10 protein-coding genes are annotated in these 15,305 nt (G+C 66.3%); 5 read left to right on the top strand and 5 right to left on the bottom strand.

Features of this window, described 5'->3' with window-relative positions; all coding sequences use genetic code 11:
• The first annotated feature begins 32 nt into the window (after positions 1-32).
• Positions 33-1,022, top strand: a complete 990-nt coding sequence (locus Q0D31_RS08335; RefSeq protein ID WP_291848284.1) for a threonine/serine dehydratase — start codon at positions 33-35, stop codon at positions 1,020-1,022.
• 66 nt (positions 1,023-1,088) lie between these two features.
• On the opposite strand, the gene Q0D31_RS08330 is transcribed toward Q0D31_RS08335, so the two are convergent.
• The 3 genes from Q0D31_RS08330 to Q0D31_RS08320 all read right to left on the bottom strand — a co-directional run bounded on the left by Q0D31_RS08330 (position 1,089) and on the right by Q0D31_RS08320 (position 5,224).
• Positions 1,089-2,843 (bottom strand): caspase family protein, encoded by a 1,755-nt coding sequence (locus Q0D31_RS08330; protein ID WP_291848280.1) that lies wholly within the window; start codon positions 2,841-2,843, stop codon positions 1,089-1,091.
• A 77-nt stretch (positions 2,844-2,920) separates the two neighbouring features.
• Positions 2,921-3,871 (bottom strand): diacylglycerol kinase family protein, encoded by a 951-nt coding sequence (locus tag Q0D31_RS08325; protein WP_291848277.1) that lies wholly within the window; start codon positions 3,869-3,871, stop codon positions 2,921-2,923.
• 117 nt (positions 3,872-3,988) lie between these two features.
• Complete coding sequence (locus Q0D31_RS08320) at positions 3,989-5,224, bottom strand: hypothetical protein (RefSeq protein WP_291848274.1); 1,236 nt, start codon at positions 5,222-5,224, stop codon at positions 3,989-3,991.
• 76 nt (positions 5,225-5,300) lie between these two features.
• Here Q0D31_RS08320 and Q0D31_RS08315 point away from each other — a divergent pair, with 76 nt between their 5' ends.
• Complete coding sequence (locus Q0D31_RS08315; RefSeq protein WP_291848271.1) at positions 5,301-6,500, top strand: MFS transporter; 1,200 nt, start codon at positions 5,301-5,303, stop codon at positions 6,498-6,500.
• 30 nt (positions 6,501-6,530) lie between these two features.
• Here Q0D31_RS08315 and dgcA read toward each other — a convergent pair whose 3' ends face one another.
• Complete coding sequence (dgcA, locus tag Q0D31_RS08310) at positions 6,531-7,526, bottom strand: N-acetyl-D-Glu racemase DgcA (RefSeq protein WP_291848267.1); 996 nt, start codon at positions 7,524-7,526, stop codon at positions 6,531-6,533.
• Between the two features lie 140 nt (positions 7,527-7,666).
• Between dgcA and Q0D31_RS08305 the strand changes: the two genes are divergently transcribed.
• The 3 genes from Q0D31_RS08305 to Q0D31_RS08295 all read left to right on the top strand — a co-directional run bounded on the left by Q0D31_RS08305 (position 7,667) and on the right by Q0D31_RS08295 (position 10,570).
• The gene (locus Q0D31_RS08305; protein ID WP_291849160.1) at positions 7,667-8,800 is read left to right on the top strand and encodes an ABC transporter permease; all 1,134 of its coding nucleotides are present in this window, start codon (positions 7,667-7,669) and stop codon (positions 8,798-8,800) included.
• A 2-nt stretch (positions 8,801-8,802) separates the two neighbouring features.
• Positions 8,803-9,576 carry an ABC transporter ATP-binding protein gene (locus tag Q0D31_RS08300; protein ID WP_291848264.1) on the top strand — a complete coding sequence of 258 codons (774 nt, stop codon included), beginning with the start codon at positions 8,803-8,805 and terminating at the stop codon, positions 9,574-9,576.
• 91 nt (positions 9,577-9,667) lie between these two features.
• Positions 9,668-10,570 carry an MlaD family protein gene (locus tag Q0D31_RS08295; RefSeq protein WP_291848260.1) on the top strand — a complete coding sequence of 301 codons (903 nt, stop codon included), beginning with the start codon at positions 9,668-9,670 and terminating at the stop codon, positions 10,568-10,570.
• A 139-nt stretch (positions 10,571-10,709) separates the two neighbouring features.
• Here Q0D31_RS08295 and Q0D31_RS08290 read toward each other — a convergent pair whose 3' ends face one another.
• Complete coding sequence (locus Q0D31_RS08290; protein WP_291848256.1) at positions 10,710-15,254, bottom strand: hypothetical protein; 4,545 nt, start codon at positions 15,252-15,254, stop codon at positions 10,710-10,712.
• Positions 15,255-15,305 lie beyond the last annotated feature (51 nt).

Here is a 15,305-nt window from a genome sequence, read left to right as displayed (position 1 = left end):
CCGGCCCTCTGCCGGCGCGATACAAGGCATGCATGACCGAACCAGCCCCCATTGCAGCGGTCGGCGCTGCGGATATCGAAGCGGCGGCGCGGGTGGTTGCGCCATTCGCGGTGCGAACGCCGCTGTTGTCGTTCCCCGTTCTCGACGAGCGCATCGGCACCAAGGTGTTCCTGAAGCCGGAAATGCTGCAGCGGACCGGATCGTTCAAGTTTCGCGGCGCGTTCAACAAGCTGGCGTCGATCCCGCAGGACAAGCGCGGCGGCGGCGTGGTGGCGTTCTCCTCCGGCAACCACGCCCAGGGCGTGGCGGCGGCGGCGAAGATCCTGAACATGCGGGCGACCATCGTGATGCCCGCGGATTCTCCCTTGACCAAGCGCGAGCGCACCAAGGGATATGGCGCCGAGGTCGTGCTCTATGATCGCGACCGGGAAGACCGCGAAGCCATCGCCAACGGCATTGCCGATAAGCGCGGCGCGACACTGGTGCGTCCCTATGACGATCCCTTCGTGATCGCCGGGCAGGGCACGGTCGGCCGCGAGATCGCCGAGGACATGGCGGCACTCGGGCTCTCGCCCGACATCGTGGTGGCGCCGGCTTCGGGCGGCGGCCTGATCGCCGGGGTAGCGACGGCGGTCAAGGCGAAATATCCCCACGCCCAGATCGTGGTCGCCGAGCCCGAGGACTATGACGATCACGGGCTGTCGTTGCGCGCCGGACATCGCGAGGCCCATCACGCCGCCGGTCGCACCATCTGCGATGCGCTGATGGCGGCGATACCCGGCGAGATGACGTTCTCGATCAACAGCAAGCTGCTGGCGAACGGCGTCACGGCCTCCGACGAAGAAGTCGGCGCGGCGGTGGCCTATGCCTATCGGGAATTGAAGCTGGTGGTCGAACCCGGCGGCGCCGTTGGCCTGGCCGCCCTGCTGGCCGGTCGCATCGACGTCAAGGGCAAGAACGTCGTGATCGTGCTCTCCGGCGGCAATGTCGATGCCGACCTGTTCGCCAGGCTGGTCGCCTGATCAAACCCGACAAAAATGAAAACGGGCAGGGCATGTGCTGCCCTGCCCGACAACATCAATTCACGCTTAGCGCCTGAATCCGCCGCTCCCGCCAAACGAGCTAACGGACTGGGTTGTCATCAAGCGCGAGCTGGAATTGCCGCTGGTGACGCCGCCATTCATCGTGCGCGGCGCGAAGCTGCGTTCCGGCTTGCCCTGGATCCGCATCGGAGCGGCGTCGATCCTGCCGGGGAAGGTTGTGACCTTGCCGGGATTGCCGTTGTTGTTGCCGACGTTGACGGGCGCCGGGTTGACCTTGCCGGGGAACGGCATGACCTTGCCGGGAATGCCATTGTTGTTGCCGACGTTGACGGGCGCCGGATTGACCTTGCCGGGGAACGGCATGACCTTGCCGGGAATGCCATTGTTGTTGCCGACATTGACGGGCACAGGATCGATCTTGCCGGGCAAGGTCGTGACCTTGCCGGGATTGCCATTGATGATGCCGCCGCCGTTGCCGGGGTTGATCGTTGTCGCGGCTTTGGCCGGCAGCGTGATGATCTTCGAAGGGACGGGCATGTGCGCGTTGGCGCCAAGGTTGTCCTTGGAGATGCCAAGGGAGTTGCCAAGGCCGGGCGCGCCACCGATGTTGTTCGGCTTGAACGTCGGCGACGACTTTGCCAGATGCGTGAACTGCATCAGCGGCACGGCCTTTGGCTGCAGCTGCAGCTTCAGAGCCGTCTTGGCATAGGGGCTGTCAGCGTAGGAGTCATGGAACGCCTTGTAGGCGTGGGGAGAATTCGCCATCACGGCCTTGTTCCACGCCCTCGCCTGCAGCAGGTTGCCGAGCAGCACGCGGATGCGAAGGCACAGCGGATCGTGCGGGTAGAGGCGGATGAACTCCTGATAGTGTTCGGGCGTACCCTCGGACAGCACGAAATCATAGGCCTGGCGTACCGAGCGCGAGGGCAGGTTGGACGCGGTCTGGACGATCGGGCTGCGGTCCGGCGCACGGGTCCCGGCCTCTGCCGTATCGCCGAAGAAATAGAAGTCGGAGGTCAGCGACGAGCTTTCCCACGGCGTCTGCCGGCCGTCGGTCGTGTTGTTGACCTCGAGCCGGACCCGCTTGAACAATTGCTCGATCGGCAAATTGGGCTCGCGCGCGACATTGAGGAAAGCCGACGTGTACGGGCTGTGGTTGCCGTCGCCATCGGCGGCTTCCGTGCCCGGCGCGGTCGAGTAGCCGACGATCGAGCCGCGCGGCGCGTCGACGATGGCAAGGCCGCGTCCGGCGTCGTTGATCTCCGGAAACGGATTGTTGCGGCAGGCGTCCAAAATGACGATGCGCATCCGGCTCGGGATCGATTCCAGCGTTCCCATCACGTCGACCAGCCGCAGCGAGTTGCTTTCGAGATCGGACGGCGAGGTGATCCTGGCATCGACCGGCAGCAGGTAATTCTCGCCCGCCAACTGCACGCCGTGACCGGCGTAATAGATCATTGCGACGGCGCCGGGGCCGCGGGCGGCGACCTTGAAGGAGAAATCCTGCATCGCCCTGACCATGTCGCTGCGCGTCAGGTCGATCGCCTGCGTCACTTCGAAGCCCGCGGAGTTCAACAGCTGCGCCACCGATTGGGCGTCGTTGCCGGGATTGGCGAGTTTCGGCGCGGTCTGGTAATTCGAGTTGCCGATCACCAGCGCGACCCGCTGGTCGGCAGCCGGCGGCGATTGGATGCCGTTGCGGATGTCGGCATTCGGGGCCTCGGCGAAGGCCGCTCCGGCGAAGCTCAGCAAGCTGCCCAACAGACCAGCGCATAACAGTAACGGCTTGAAACGGAACATGGCGGCGCTCCTTGCGATCTCAAAGCGAGATTTGGGAGCACGGTAGGGTCAGGCGGCGAGGGTGTACGTGATCTTCATCACTTTCCGGATCCGGGCTGAATGGCCGCCACCTTCAGGCGAAACGGCAGCAGTGCGACCGACATCGGCAGTTGGCCGATGCTTTCGCCGTCGACGTCGGCACGGACCATGCGATCGCTGTCGATCGTGATCCGCGTCGCGTGACGCCGCGAGACTTTCGGGTGCGCGATGTAGCTGCCGTCGCCCAGCTTGGGGACGATCCTGGTCAGCGTCTCCCAGTGCCCGATGTCGCCGACCATGATCAGATCGAGCTTGCGGTCACTGGGATCGGCGCCCGGCGCCAGCATCAAGCCTTCGCCCGCACCGTCGAAACTGCACAGCATCAGGGACCACATTGGCAGATTCTGCTCGGGCTCGTCGTCGATCCTGAGCCGGTAGGGGCGCGGGCTGTAGGTCAGCGATGTCAGCGCGGTCATCAGGACGTAACTGACCGGGCCGAGCCGTTTCAGGAGCGGCACGCGCTGAGCCCGCCAGGAGATCGTGGCGGCGGCGCCGACAATCGCGAGCACGAAACCATACCGCGTGACCGGATGTCCCGCATACCCCCTAGCCTCGGCGCGGAACACGTCGATCTCGCGCGTCAGCCCGGCGGCGATGGCCCGGCTGGCATCGGCGAGCGCGATCTGGCCGAACGAGCGGCTGAGTTCGTTCGAGGTGCCGCCGGGCAGTTGCGCCAGCACCAGGTCGGGAGCGATCGGCCGGTCGTCCGATATCACGCCGTTCATCATCTCGCTGAAGGTGCCGTCGCCGCCCACCGAGACCAGGCGGCGATAGCCGGCGTCGACCGCTTCCTGCGCCAATTCAATGGCATGGTTGGGCGCCCGCGTTATCGCAATGTCGCGATCGCCGAGCGAGCCGAGATGTCGCTCGAGTTCAGCGCGAATCTGCGGCCAGCGTTTGCCGCAATTGCCCTTGTTCGCCATCGGATTGACGATGACCCTGGTTTTCACTGACATCTCCGGCGGACGACCATCGCGCCAGCTTGATCCTGGCGCGGCGCTGAATCAATCGGAAAGCGAGGCTCGCGGATGCAGCAAACGCGCCTGGCGTCTTCAGCGCGGCCGTTGTCAGGAGAACAGCGCGATCCGCTCGGCCTGGCTCATGCGCCGGATCGGCGCGAGCGCGTCGCTGGCCGAATGGGCAGGCTTGCGCATCATGCCGCGCGCAATGATGGACGAGCCGAGCGAGTCGTCCGCCGGCGGCGCGCCAGACTCGGCCTTCGCAGCGGCTGGCGCAGGCTGAACCGCGGCTCGAATCGGCGGCTCGATTGGCGCGGACGCTTCGGCCAGATCGGCCGGCTCGGTGGCCACCGCGACAGTCTCTTCGTCATCGATCGGGTCCGGTGCGCCCATTTCCATCGCGATCATGTCGAGAACCGCGTCGTCATCGGCGTCGGCGGTATCGCCGTCGGGTGCAGTCGCCGCGGATGCGTCCGCTGCCGCCAACCCGACTTCCGTTTCGGCCAGCGCGGCTTCGGCGAGGCCGGCGTCATTTCCGTCTCGCAGCGAGGCCCCAGCTTCTTGATTTGATGCGACTTCCAGATGCGGGCCGGTTTCCGCCTCGCCCGAAACCGCTTCAGCCGGCGAATCGGACGCTTCGGGCGCAGAAGTCGCCTCGATGGCCTCGGCCGTCGCCGCGGCATCGGTGTCAGGGGCGAGCGCGCGGTGGGGGTCGCCGAACTGCTCAAGCTGCCCCTCCAGCATGGCGAAGGCTGCGCTCAGCGCCGCCGTTGCCTGATCGGAGGAAATCTGTTCGACGCCCTTTTCGATGACGGTGACCTGCGAATCGATCAGGTCGCAGATGCGCCCGTCATTGCCGATTTCCCGAAGCCGCCAGGCGATCTCGCGCAGCACCCGCGCGCCCTTGCGGACCGGCGCCAGCCGCTGTTCCAGCGCGAGGCTGTCGAGCGCTTCGCTCGCCGATTCCTGTGCCGCTGCGACCGCCCCGCGAATCGCGGCGAGCGCCTTGGCAAGGCTGTCCTCGGCGGCGGCTGCGGCCGCGGCGGCCGCGGCCCGCTCCTGCGCCGCCAGGCTTGCTTCCTGGCGCAGGCTTTCCTCGCGCTGCAGGCTTTCCTCGCTCTGCAGGGCTTCTTCCTTGTGGGCCGCCAGGCTCTGCTCGATCCGCGCCACCGCATCCAGCACCATGCGGGTGTCGGCATTGCGGTTGCGCTTGGCGTACTCGGTCAGGAACCAGCGGCCCCGCGACGTCTCCATGAAGGCTTCGCTGATCGCGGCATAGTCAGCCTCGCTCGGCATCGCGGCGCGAGCTGAGATCGGCGAGAGAGCGAATACTTCATCGGCCATGATAAACTCTTCGCGCAAATTACCGCGCGTTGCGATAACGAAACAACGCGATATCGGGCAAATCACAGTTTATTTGATGTCAAGCGAATCACAAATCCCCATCGATTCCAAGGGCGCATCGCGGCGATTCGCCGTCAGGCTGTCGCTGTTTTACGGCGCGACCTTCGGCATGATCGGCGCCCATCTGCCGTTTTTCACAGTCTGGCTGAAGGCAGTCGGCATCGACGCATGGTGGATCGGTGTCATCGCCGCGGTACCCTCGCTGACGCGGTTTACGGTGCTGCCCGTCGTGACCAGCCTGGCGGAGCGGTTCTCGCTGCGTGGGGCGCTGATCGTCACCGCGCTGGCGACCGCGCTCGGCTTTGCCGTGATCGGCACGCAACATCTGCCGTTCGCGGTGCTGCTCGTCTATGTCGTTACCTGCTCGTTCTGGACGCCGCTGATTCCACTGACCGACGCCTACGCGCTGCGGGGCGTGGCGCGGTTCGGCCTGAACTACGGCCCGCTGCGGCTGTGGGGCTCGGCGGCTTTCGTGGTGGGGGCGCTGGCCTGCGGGATGCTGGTCGATGTCGTCGCGGCCACGCACCTGATCTGGGTGATCGCCGGGGTCGCCGCGCTCGGCGCGATCGCCAGCCTGGGATTGCAGCCGCTGGACCGTCCCAAGGCCGCTGCGGCGGCAGTCAAGGGCGCGAGCGCGCTGCTGCGCGATCCCGGCTTCCTCGCCATCATCTTCACGTCGGCGCTGATCCAGGGCAGCCACGCGGCCTATTACACCTTCGCCTCGATCAGCTGGCAGGCGGCCGGGCTGAACGGACTGACCATTGCCGGGCTGTGGGTGCTGGGCGTGCTCGCCGAGATTGTGGTGTTCGCGCTGTCGCCGCGCTTCACGCTCTCGCCGGCGCTCCTGGTGGTGATAGCAGCACTCAGCGCGGTGGCGCGCTGGCTGATCACCGCGCAGGAGCCGTCGGTCGCGCTGCTGGCGATGGTACAGCTCGCGCATGGACTGACCTACGGCCTGACCCAGGTCGGCACCATGAGCCTTCTGGTGCGCCACGTGCCGATCCACATGATGGCGCGCGGGCAGGGCTACCTCGCGGCCTGCGGCGGCATCGTCACCTCGGTAGCGTCGATCCTGTCGGGCATGGTCTATGCGGGCTACGGCCAGCGGGTCTATTACCTGATGGCGGCGATGGCGCTGGTCGCCGCTGGCGTCATGTGGCTGGCGCGCGGGCGGCTCAGAGCGTTGGCAAGGGAAGCGGGCACCGGGTCGCGCTAACGGATGCGCAAGGCGTTGACGCTTTGCGCATCAGCCCCACAATGCGGCTTCCGGCGGATAGATCAGGCTGCCATCATAGCGCAGGCCGCCGTCGCGGTCGCGCGCCAGCAGTAGCGGTCCGTCGAGGTCGACGAACCGGGCCTGGTGGGCAATCAGCATGGCCGGGGCCATCGCCAGCGACGTCGCGACCATACAGCCGATCATGATCTCGAAGCCGAGCGCGTGCGCGGCTTCCGCCATCGTCAGCGCCTCCGTCAGCCCGCCGGTCTTGTCGAGCTTGATGTTGACGGCGTCGTAGCGCCCGCGAAGGGCGGCCAGCGAGGCGCGATCATGCACGCTTTCGTCGGCGCAGACCTCGACCGGCCGCTTGATGCGCGCCAGCGCCTCATCCTGGCCGGCCGGCAATGGTTGCTCGACCAGCGTCACGCCGGCCTCGGCGCAGGCGGCGAGGTTTTGTTCGAGATTGTCCGGTGTCCAGGCCTCGTTCGCATCCACGATCAGTTCGGTCCGGGGAGCGGCCTTGCGCACCGCTGATATCCGCGCGCCGTCGCCGTCACCGCCAAGCTTGATCTTGAGCAAGGGCCGATGCGCGGCTGCCTCGGTCGCCGCCGCCATCGCCGCCGGAGTTCCCAGCGAAATCGTGAACGCGGTGATGCAGGGCCGCGGTGCCGGTCGGCCGAGCAGCGCCCAGGCCCGCTTGCCGGCGGCCTTGGCCTCAAGGTCCAGCAGCGCGCAGTCGAGCGCGTTCCGCGCCGCGCCGGCAGGCATCGCCCGCTGCAGCGATTGCCGGTCCAGTCCTTTGGCAAGCTCCCTCTGCATCGCCGCGAGGGCTTTCAGCGTTGCTTCCGGGGTCTCGCCGTAACGGGGGTAGGGCACGCATTCGCCGCGCCCGACATGGTCGCCCTGGCTGACGGTCGCGACCACAAGCACGGCCTCGGTCCTGGCGCCCCGGCTGATCGTGAAGGCGCCGGCGATGGGCCAGCGTTCGATCGCTGCGGAAAGCTTTGGGAATTCGGTGGAAGTCATTTTAACGTATGGCGATTTCTGGACCGTGCGCTTGCTCGCTGCAGCCAACTATGGCTGGTTAGGGACGGATTCGACAAGGCCAAGTGGCGCGGAACCTGGTGTTCTGGCATCAGGAGCGTATCGGCCGAAGGATGGACATCTTGAGCGGCGACCCGACATTGGAGCGGATAGCCAGCGGCAACGCGCTGGCGCTGTGCGCCACGGGCTCGTGGACGGCGCGGTTTGCTCCGATGCTGGAACGGATGGTGGCCGACGCCGAAGCGCTCGGCGGCACCCGCCCCAACATCTTCATCGACGCATCGCGGGTGTCGAAGCTCGACACTTTCGGCGCCTGGCTGATCGAGCGGCTTCGCCGCAGTCTCAGCCGGGGCGGCACCGAGGCGCAGATCGCCGGGCTCTCGGCCAATTATGCGAGCCTGGTCGACGAGGTGCGCCGGGTGAAGGCCGAGCCGATCGTCGAGGCCAGCTCCGTGACCATCACGGGCATGCTGGAACAGATCGGCCGCAGCGTCGCCGGCGTCGGCGGCACGCTGATCGGGTTGATCGACATGCTGGGCGCGGTGCTGGCCGCCGCCGGCCGGGTCATCATCCGTCCCCGCGGCTTCCGCCTGACCTCCACGGTGCATCACCTGGAGCAGGTATGCTGGCGCGCGGTGCCGATCGTGGTGCTGATCACCTTCCTGATCGGCTGCATCATCTCGCAGCAGGGCATTTTCCACTTCCGCAAGTTCGGCGCGGATATCTTCGTGGTCGACATGCTGGGCGTGCTGGTGCTGCGCGAGATCGGCGTGCTGCTGGTGGCGATCATGGTGGCGGGCCGCTCGGGCTCGGCCTACACCGCCGAACTCGGCTCGATGAAGATGCGGGAGGAAATCGACGCGCTGCGCACCATGGGCTTCGATCCGATCGAGGTGCTGATCCTGCCGCGGATGCTGGCGCTGGTGCTGGCGTTGCCGATCCTGGCTTTCCTCGGCGCGATGGCCGCGCTTTATGGCGGCGGGCTGGTGGCGTGGCTCTATGGCGGCGTCGAGCCCGAGGCTTTCCTGCTGAGGCTGCGCGACGCGATCTCGATCGACCATTTCGTCGTCGGCATGATCAAGGCGCCGGTCATGGCCGCGGTGATCGGCATCGTGGCCTGCGTCGAGGGACTTTCCGTGCAGGGCAGCGCCGAGTCGCTCGGGCAGCACACGACATCCTCGGTGGTGAAGGGAATTTTCTTCGTGATCGTGATGGACGGCGTGTTCGCCATCTTCTTCGCATCGATTGGAATGTAGCCATGGCGGGCGAGATGACCGATGCCATCATCCGGGTTCGCGACATCACCGTGCAGTTCGGCAAGACGCGGGTGCTCGACGGGCTCAATCTCGACGTCCGGCGCGGCGAGATCCTCGGCTTTGTCGGCCCCTCCGGCGCCGGCAAGTCGGTGTTGACGCGCACCATCATCGGCCTCGTGCCGAAGCGCAGCGGCCGCATCGAGGTGTTCGGCGTCGATCTCGACGCGGCCGATGCCGCGCAGCGCCGCAGCGTCGAGCGCCGCTGGGGCATCCTGTTTCAGCATGGCGCGCTGTTTTCCTCGCTCACCGTGCGGCAGAACATCCAGTTTCCGGTGCGCGAATATCTCAACCTCTCGCAGCGGCTGCTCGACGAGATCATGGTGGCCAAGCTTGGCATGGTGGGCCTGCGGCCCGAAGTCGCCGACCGCTTTCCGTCCGAGCTTTCCGGCGGAATGGTCAAGCGCGTGGCGCTGGCGCGCGCGCTGGCGCTCGATCCCGAACTGGTGTTCCTAGACGAGCCGACCTCGGGCCTGGATCCGATCGGGGCCGGCGATTTCGACGAATTGGTCCGTACTCTGCAGCGTACTTTGGGCTTGACGGTTTTCATGGTAACCCATGACCTCGACAGCCTTTACACGGCATGTGACCGCATCGCTGTTTTGGGAAGCGGCAAGATCATTGCCGCGGGAACGATTGCCGACATGCAGGCCTCGCAGCATCCGTGGCTGAGGCAATATTTCCACGGCAAGCGCGCCCGTGCGGTGATGGGGGCATGATCCCTTCGGAAGAGATCGTGCCAAACAACAGCTATAGAGCGGGGTCCGGGCAGCGGGGCTGCGCGGATGCCGACACCGGAGTGGCCTGAGGATGGAAACGCGGGCGAACTACGTCCTGATCGGAGCCTTCACGCTGGCGGTGTTCGCCGCGGCGTTCGGCTTTGTGCTGTGGTTCCAGAGCCTGCACACCACCAAGCAGCGCAGCCCGATCCGCATCGTCTTCGAAGGCCCGGCGTCCGGCCTGCGCAACGGCGGCAGCGTCAATTTTAATGGTATCCGAATAGGGGAGGTGGTGTCCGTCAAGCTCGACAACCCGCGTCGCGTGGTGGCGCTGGCGATGGTCGAGAACAACGCCCCGATCCGCAAGGACACCCTGGTGGGCCTCGAATTTCAGGGATTGACCGGCGTTGCGGCGATCTCGCTGAAGGGTGGCGAGGAAGCCGCGGCTCCGGTGCCGCTTGATGAGGACGGGGTTCCGGTGCTGACCGCCGATCCGAATGCGCTGCAGGACGTGACGGAGGCGATCCGCGCCACGCTGCAGAACGTCAACCGCATCGTCGCCGACAACCAAGAGTCGGTGAAGAACTCGTTGCGGAACCTGGAAACCTTCACCGGCGCGCTGGCGCGCAACTCCGAGAAGATCGACAACGTCATGCTCAGGGTCGACGGCGTGATGGGTAAGGCCGACAGCCTGATGCTCGGGCTGAACACCATCGCGGGCGGCGCCGCCGGCGGCGAACTCAACCTGATGGTCAAGTCGATCCGCGAACTCGCCGAGGATTTCGACAAGCGGTCGGGCGCGCTGATGGCCGACGGTCGCCGCACGCTCTCCGACATCAGCCGCGCCGTGAACAATTTCGACCGCAACCCGAGCCGGGTCATCTTCGGCGGAAGCAGCAACGCCGCGCCGGCGGAGCCGGCGCCAGCCGCAACGGCCCCGCCAAGGCAGGCGCCAACCGCGGCCGCGCCGCCGCGCGGACAGAAGAAGCAGTAGGCGGCGAATGGCGGGTAGCGAATAGCGAGTAGTGAATAGCGAGTAGTGAATAGGCTCGCAAGCCCGCGGGATCCAAGGCAAACGGAACCGCGAGGTCTCCGTCTCTCGATTCGCCACTCGCTAGTCGCTACTCGCCCGCTTACGCCAGCCGACCCGCGGCGTGCGCCAGCAGCGTATAGACGAGGCCGGTTTCCGAGGTGAGGTGGCCGCGCAATGCCTGCGGGCCGCGGTCCTCGCGCGCGACGTCGTCGAGCAGACGCTCGAATTCGGCGATGTAGCGGTCGACCGTCTGCTTGAAGGCGCGGTCGGCGCGATATTTGCGGGACACCTCGTCGAACGCCTTCTGTCCGGCCGGGGTGTAGAGCCGCTTGGTGAAGGCTTTGCCCTCGCCGCGCTGGTATCGATCCCACATTTCGGCGGCGAGATTTCGGTCCATCAGCCGGGTGATGTCCAGCGACAGCGACTCCAGCGGATTGGTCACTCCCTGCGGCGGACGGCCGCGCGGAATCTCGCGTCCGCCAGCGCCGCCCGCATCGGTGCGGCTGAGGAGGTCGGACAGCCATCCGTCGCGTGCGCCGTCCTGGCCCGCGGGCGAGACCGATGGGGCTTCGGTGCGGCGTGACGCCGGCATGCCAAGGTCCGGCGGCGGCAGGTTCGACGCGCTGCCGGCGTCGCGCATGCGCGCCTCATTGCGGCCGGCGGTCGCTGTCGCCATCACGGGCTCCTCCGGACGGAGGGCGCTGGCGCGACCGACGCTGACGACGTCAAGGCCGCGGCCGTGGTGGGCGACGATCCGGTTAAGCTCGGCGAGCGCTTCGATCTGGTCGACGATCACCTTGCGCATCTGCGCGGTGCTGTCGGCCGCCTCCTGCGGCATGTCCAGCACGCCGCGGCGCAACTCGTTGCGCGTCGCTTCCAGTTCCTGATGCATCTCGGTGGCCATCTGCTTCATGGCCTGCACCATTGTGCCGAAGCGCTCGGTCGACTGCTTGAACATCTCGTCGGTTTCGTGGGCGCTGTGCTGGTACATCTCGCTCATGGCATCGAGGGTCAGTCGCCGTTCGTTTTCGGCCGCGACCCGGACCGCCTCGAACTGCCGGCTGATCGTGGCCGATCCGGCGCCCGCGGTTTCCGCCACCACGCGCGCGATATCGCGGGCGCGCTCCTCGGCCGCGGCGAGCGATTCGTCGAGCAGGCTGCTGAAACGCGACAGGCGCTGCTCGAGGTCGGCAGTGCGCAGGTCGATGGCGCTCACCAGCGATTCAAGCTGCGACTTCCGTTCGCTGACCGTGGTGGCGGTGTTGAGGTTGGACTTTTCGACCACCGCTGCGGCTTCGACCAGCGCCTTGCCGTGGCTGTCGAACTCGCTCGACAGCGAACCCAGGTTTTCCAGCGCCTTCGCCGTCTTGGCGTTGAACAGGGTCAGTTGGTCTTCCAGTGTCTGTGTCGCGGCGCCGTTGCGCGAGGTCACGTCATTCATGGCGGACACGAAGTCGGCCACCCGGGTCACCAGCGCTCGCTCCAGCGAGTTGAGGTTGTCGTGGGCGCCGGTCAGCACCTCCTGCAGCAGGATGTTGCCTTCCCGCAGCCGTTCGAACAGCGCCACCGTGTCGGTGCGCAGGATCTTGCTGGTCTCCTGCATCTCGGTGACGGCGGCGACCGAGACCTGGCGCGACTGGTCGATCGCCGAGCGCGACGCCTGTTCGAGATCCTTCAGCGACTTGGCCACCGCGCTGGTGGCGAGGTCGCCTGCGGAGGAAATCGAGCGCGCAACGTCCGAGCCGTGGTTTGCCATCGACTGCGAGAACGTCTGGCTGCGGTTTTCGATCGCCATCAAGGCGTCGGCGGTAACACGGTCGATGTCGCTCGTGAGCAGCGTAGCCTTGGCGCTGAGCGCCTCGACCAGCGAACCGCGGCGGTTGTCCACGAGCTGCGCCAGGCGATCGGTCTGCTGCTGGACGTAGGTGACGATTTCGTCGGTCTTGCCGGTCATCGCCGCGCCAAAGCTGCTGCTGGCGGCGAGCACCGAACGTTCGACATCGGCCGTGGTCAATTTCACCTTCGAGCTGACTTCGTTCGACGCGGCCACCAGCGCGCTCTGCGCGTTCTGCGCGCTGGTCTGGATGTTGTCGGTGGTGTTGGCGGTGACGGCGGCCAGCGAACGCTCGACGTCGCTCGCCAGCGACTTGACCTGGTGGGCGGCGTCCGCGGACGCGTTGACCAGCGTGTTCTGGGCCTCGCGGGCGCCGGCGAGCACGGATGCTGCGGTGGCGCTGCCGGCGGCCGAGAGCGTGCGCTCGACGTCGGCGGCCAGCGACTTGATCTGGGTCGCGGCTTCGGACGAGGCCGATACCAGCGTCGTCTGAGCGGCTCGTGCGCCGGTCTGGATGGTCTCGGAAGTATTGACAACCAGGTTCGTCAGCGAGCGCTCGGCGTCCTCGACATGCGACTTGATGCCGGCGGACAACATGTCCGCGCGTGCCATCAGGTCTTCGCTGGCCTGACGGCCGCTGCTTTCGATGCGTCCAGCCACGGCTTCGACGCGGGAGCCGAGCAAATCCTCGAACTGCGCGACGCGGGTGTCGATGTCGGAGGCGATGGCGCCGACGCGGGTCTCGATGCCCTGGTGGATTTCCTGGAACCGCGCCGAGATGCTCTCGGTCAGATAGCTGCTGCGACCATCGAAAGTCTGGATGACGTTCGAAATCCGGTGGTCGACTGCCGCGATCGCCTGCGCCGTGCCGTCGGTGAGCGAGGAGGCGAGCAGGCCAAGCCGCTGGTCAATCGACTGGATCGCCTGCGCCGCGCCTTCGCTGAGCGAGGTCGCGAGCGTGCCGAGGCGGCCGTCGATGGTTTCGGTGACGGATTTGGCGCGGCTGTCGAAGGTCAGTTCCAGCGACTTCAGGCGGCCGTCGACGGTCTCGTCGAACGAGGTGATCTTGGTGCCGAGCGTGGTTTCGAACTGCAGCAGGCGTTGATCCAGCGAGGCGGTGATCTCGCCGCCGTTGGAAGTCAGGCGGTGGTCGAAATTATCGACGTAACTCTTCAAGTTTTCGGCGATCTCCTGCGTCCGCTGGCCCATGCGTTCGACGATCTCGCCGCCGAACGTCTTGACGGTGCGATCGAACTCCGAGATGTGGCGCGTGATCAGCGCCCCCAGCGTGCCGCTGTCGCGGGCGAATCTTTCCGCGAGTTCGCCGCCCTGGTGCTTCATCAGCTCGTCGAAGGCGTTCATCTGCAGCGAGAGGCTGTCATGCGCCGTCTCGGTCTGGCTGACGACCTTGGCGACGAGGGTATTGACGGTTACATCCAGCGCATCGCTGGCCTTGTCGCCGGAGGACATGATGCGGGTTGCCAGGCGGTTGCCAGCCTCGTCGATCTTGTTGACGAGATCGCCGCTGCGCAACTCGAGCTCGAGCAGCAGCGAGTCGGAGGAGTTCTTCAGGGAGTCGTGCACCTGTTCGGTGCGTTCGGAGATGCCGTCGACGATGCTCGATGAGCGCTGTTCGAATTCGCCGGTGATGCGATCGATGCGCTCGTTCAGCATCTCGTGGACCCGATCGGCCAGATCGACGAACTCGTCATGCACGTGGCCGGTCTTGAAGTTGAGGCTGGCGGTGAGCCGTTCGGAGGCGTCGAGCACCGCGCGCGTGGTTTCGGCGCTGGCCTCCTCGAGGCGGTCGAGCAGGTCGCCGCCGCGCTCGCCGAGCGCCAGGATCATGTTGTCACCGGCGTTACTGAGGGCGCTCGTGATGTGCTGGCCGCGCTCTTCCAGCGCGCCGGTGATGCTCTTGGCGACTTCGTCGACACGCGAGGCGATCGCGTCCGAGATCAGCGCGATGTCGTGGCGGAGGTCGATCTGGACCCCGGAAATGGCGCTGCGAACCTGCTCGGCCTGGCCGACGAGATTGTCGCGTTGATGCGCGATGTCCTGCAGCAGCGCGCGAATGCGCACTTCATTGTCGGTGTAGGCGCGCTCAAGTGCTGCGACTTCATTGGCGACGAGCGTTTCCAGTTCGCCGGCGCGCGCGATCGCGCGTTCGACGCCGTCGCCCATCGCCGCGACTTCCCGGCGGATCGCCTGACCGACCGTTACCATGGAGTCGGAGGCGGCACCTTCCGGCTCGGAGAACCGGATCGCGACCTGCGCCATCGATTGCGCGATCATGCGCATCTCCTGGCCGCGCCAGGCGAGGCTGGCGAGGAAATAGAACAACAGCACCGGGGCAAAGAACAGTGCCGCAAGCCCGCCGAGCACCAGCACGCCGCCGCTGCTTTGCCCGATCGCGGTCTGCAGCGCGGGGAGGAAGCTGAGGCTCAGAAGAACGCAGCCGATCAGCCAGATGCCGCCGAAGATGGTGGCAAGCGTATAGACGCTGCGGGCAGGGCGGCCCTTCTGGATGGCCTGCAGAATCTGTCCAATGGTTTCGCGATCGTCGTTGGCGGCGCGTCGGGGGCGCGTCTCTTCGATCGAGTCATAGGCTTGTCGTTCCGCGCTCGCGCGCGCGTCAAGGCGCGCGTCAGGATAGGTGGCGGCAGCGGAGGCGCTGGCGGGAGGCGCGAATTCCTTCCCGAACGAATTCCGGCTGGTATCGACGGTCGTATCGCTGATGTTCAACGCTTCCTGGATGGCCGAAAGCGCGACTTCGGTGGGATCTTTGACCTTCTTGGGAGTGTTCGCCATGTTCAGTCGAAGCCCTCTAACTAATACGCGTTCGGCCGTTCTTGCAAAATA

Origin of the sequence: Bradyrhizobium sp. (assembly GCF_022844465.1) — a bacterium.
Taxonomy (GTDB): Bacteria; Pseudomonadota; Alphaproteobacteria; order Rhizobiales; family Xanthobacteraceae; genus Bradyrhizobium.
The sequence above is the reverse complement of the archived record's forward strand: the minus strand, read 5'-3'. Positions and strand labels throughout refer to the sequence as shown.

Bases quoted from the DNA above. Each gene is read 5' to 3' on its own strand.
- Q0D31_RS08335 (WP_291848284.1), top strand. From the start codon at position 33: ATGACCGAACCAGCCCCCATTGCAGCGGTCGGCGCTGCGGATATCGAA.
- Q0D31_RS08330 (WP_291848280.1), bottom strand. From the start codon at position 2,843: ATGTTCCGTTTCAAGCCGTTACTGTTATGCGCTGGTCTGTTGGGCAGC.
- Q0D31_RS08320 (WP_291848274.1), bottom strand. From the start codon at position 5,224: ATGGCCGATGAAGTATTCGCTCTCTCGCCGATCTCAGCTCGCGCCGCG.
- Q0D31_RS08315 (WP_291848271.1), top strand. From the start codon at position 5,301: ATGTCAAGCGAATCACAAATCCCCATCGATTCCAAGGGCGCATCGCGG.
- dgcA (WP_291848267.1), bottom strand. From the start codon at position 7,526: ATGACTTCCACCGAATTCCCAAAGCTTTCCGCAGCGATCGAACGCTGG.
- Q0D31_RS08300 (WP_291848264.1), top strand. From the start codon at position 8,803: ATGGCGGGCGAGATGACCGATGCCATCATCCGGGTTCGCGACATCACC.
- Q0D31_RS08295 (WP_291848260.1), top strand. From the start codon at position 9,668: ATGGAAACGCGGGCGAACTACGTCCTGATCGGAGCCTTCACGCTGGCG.
- Q0D31_RS08290 (WP_291848256.1), bottom strand. From the start codon at position 15,254: ATGGCGAACACTCCCAAGAAGGTCAAAGATCCCACCGAAGTCGCGCTT.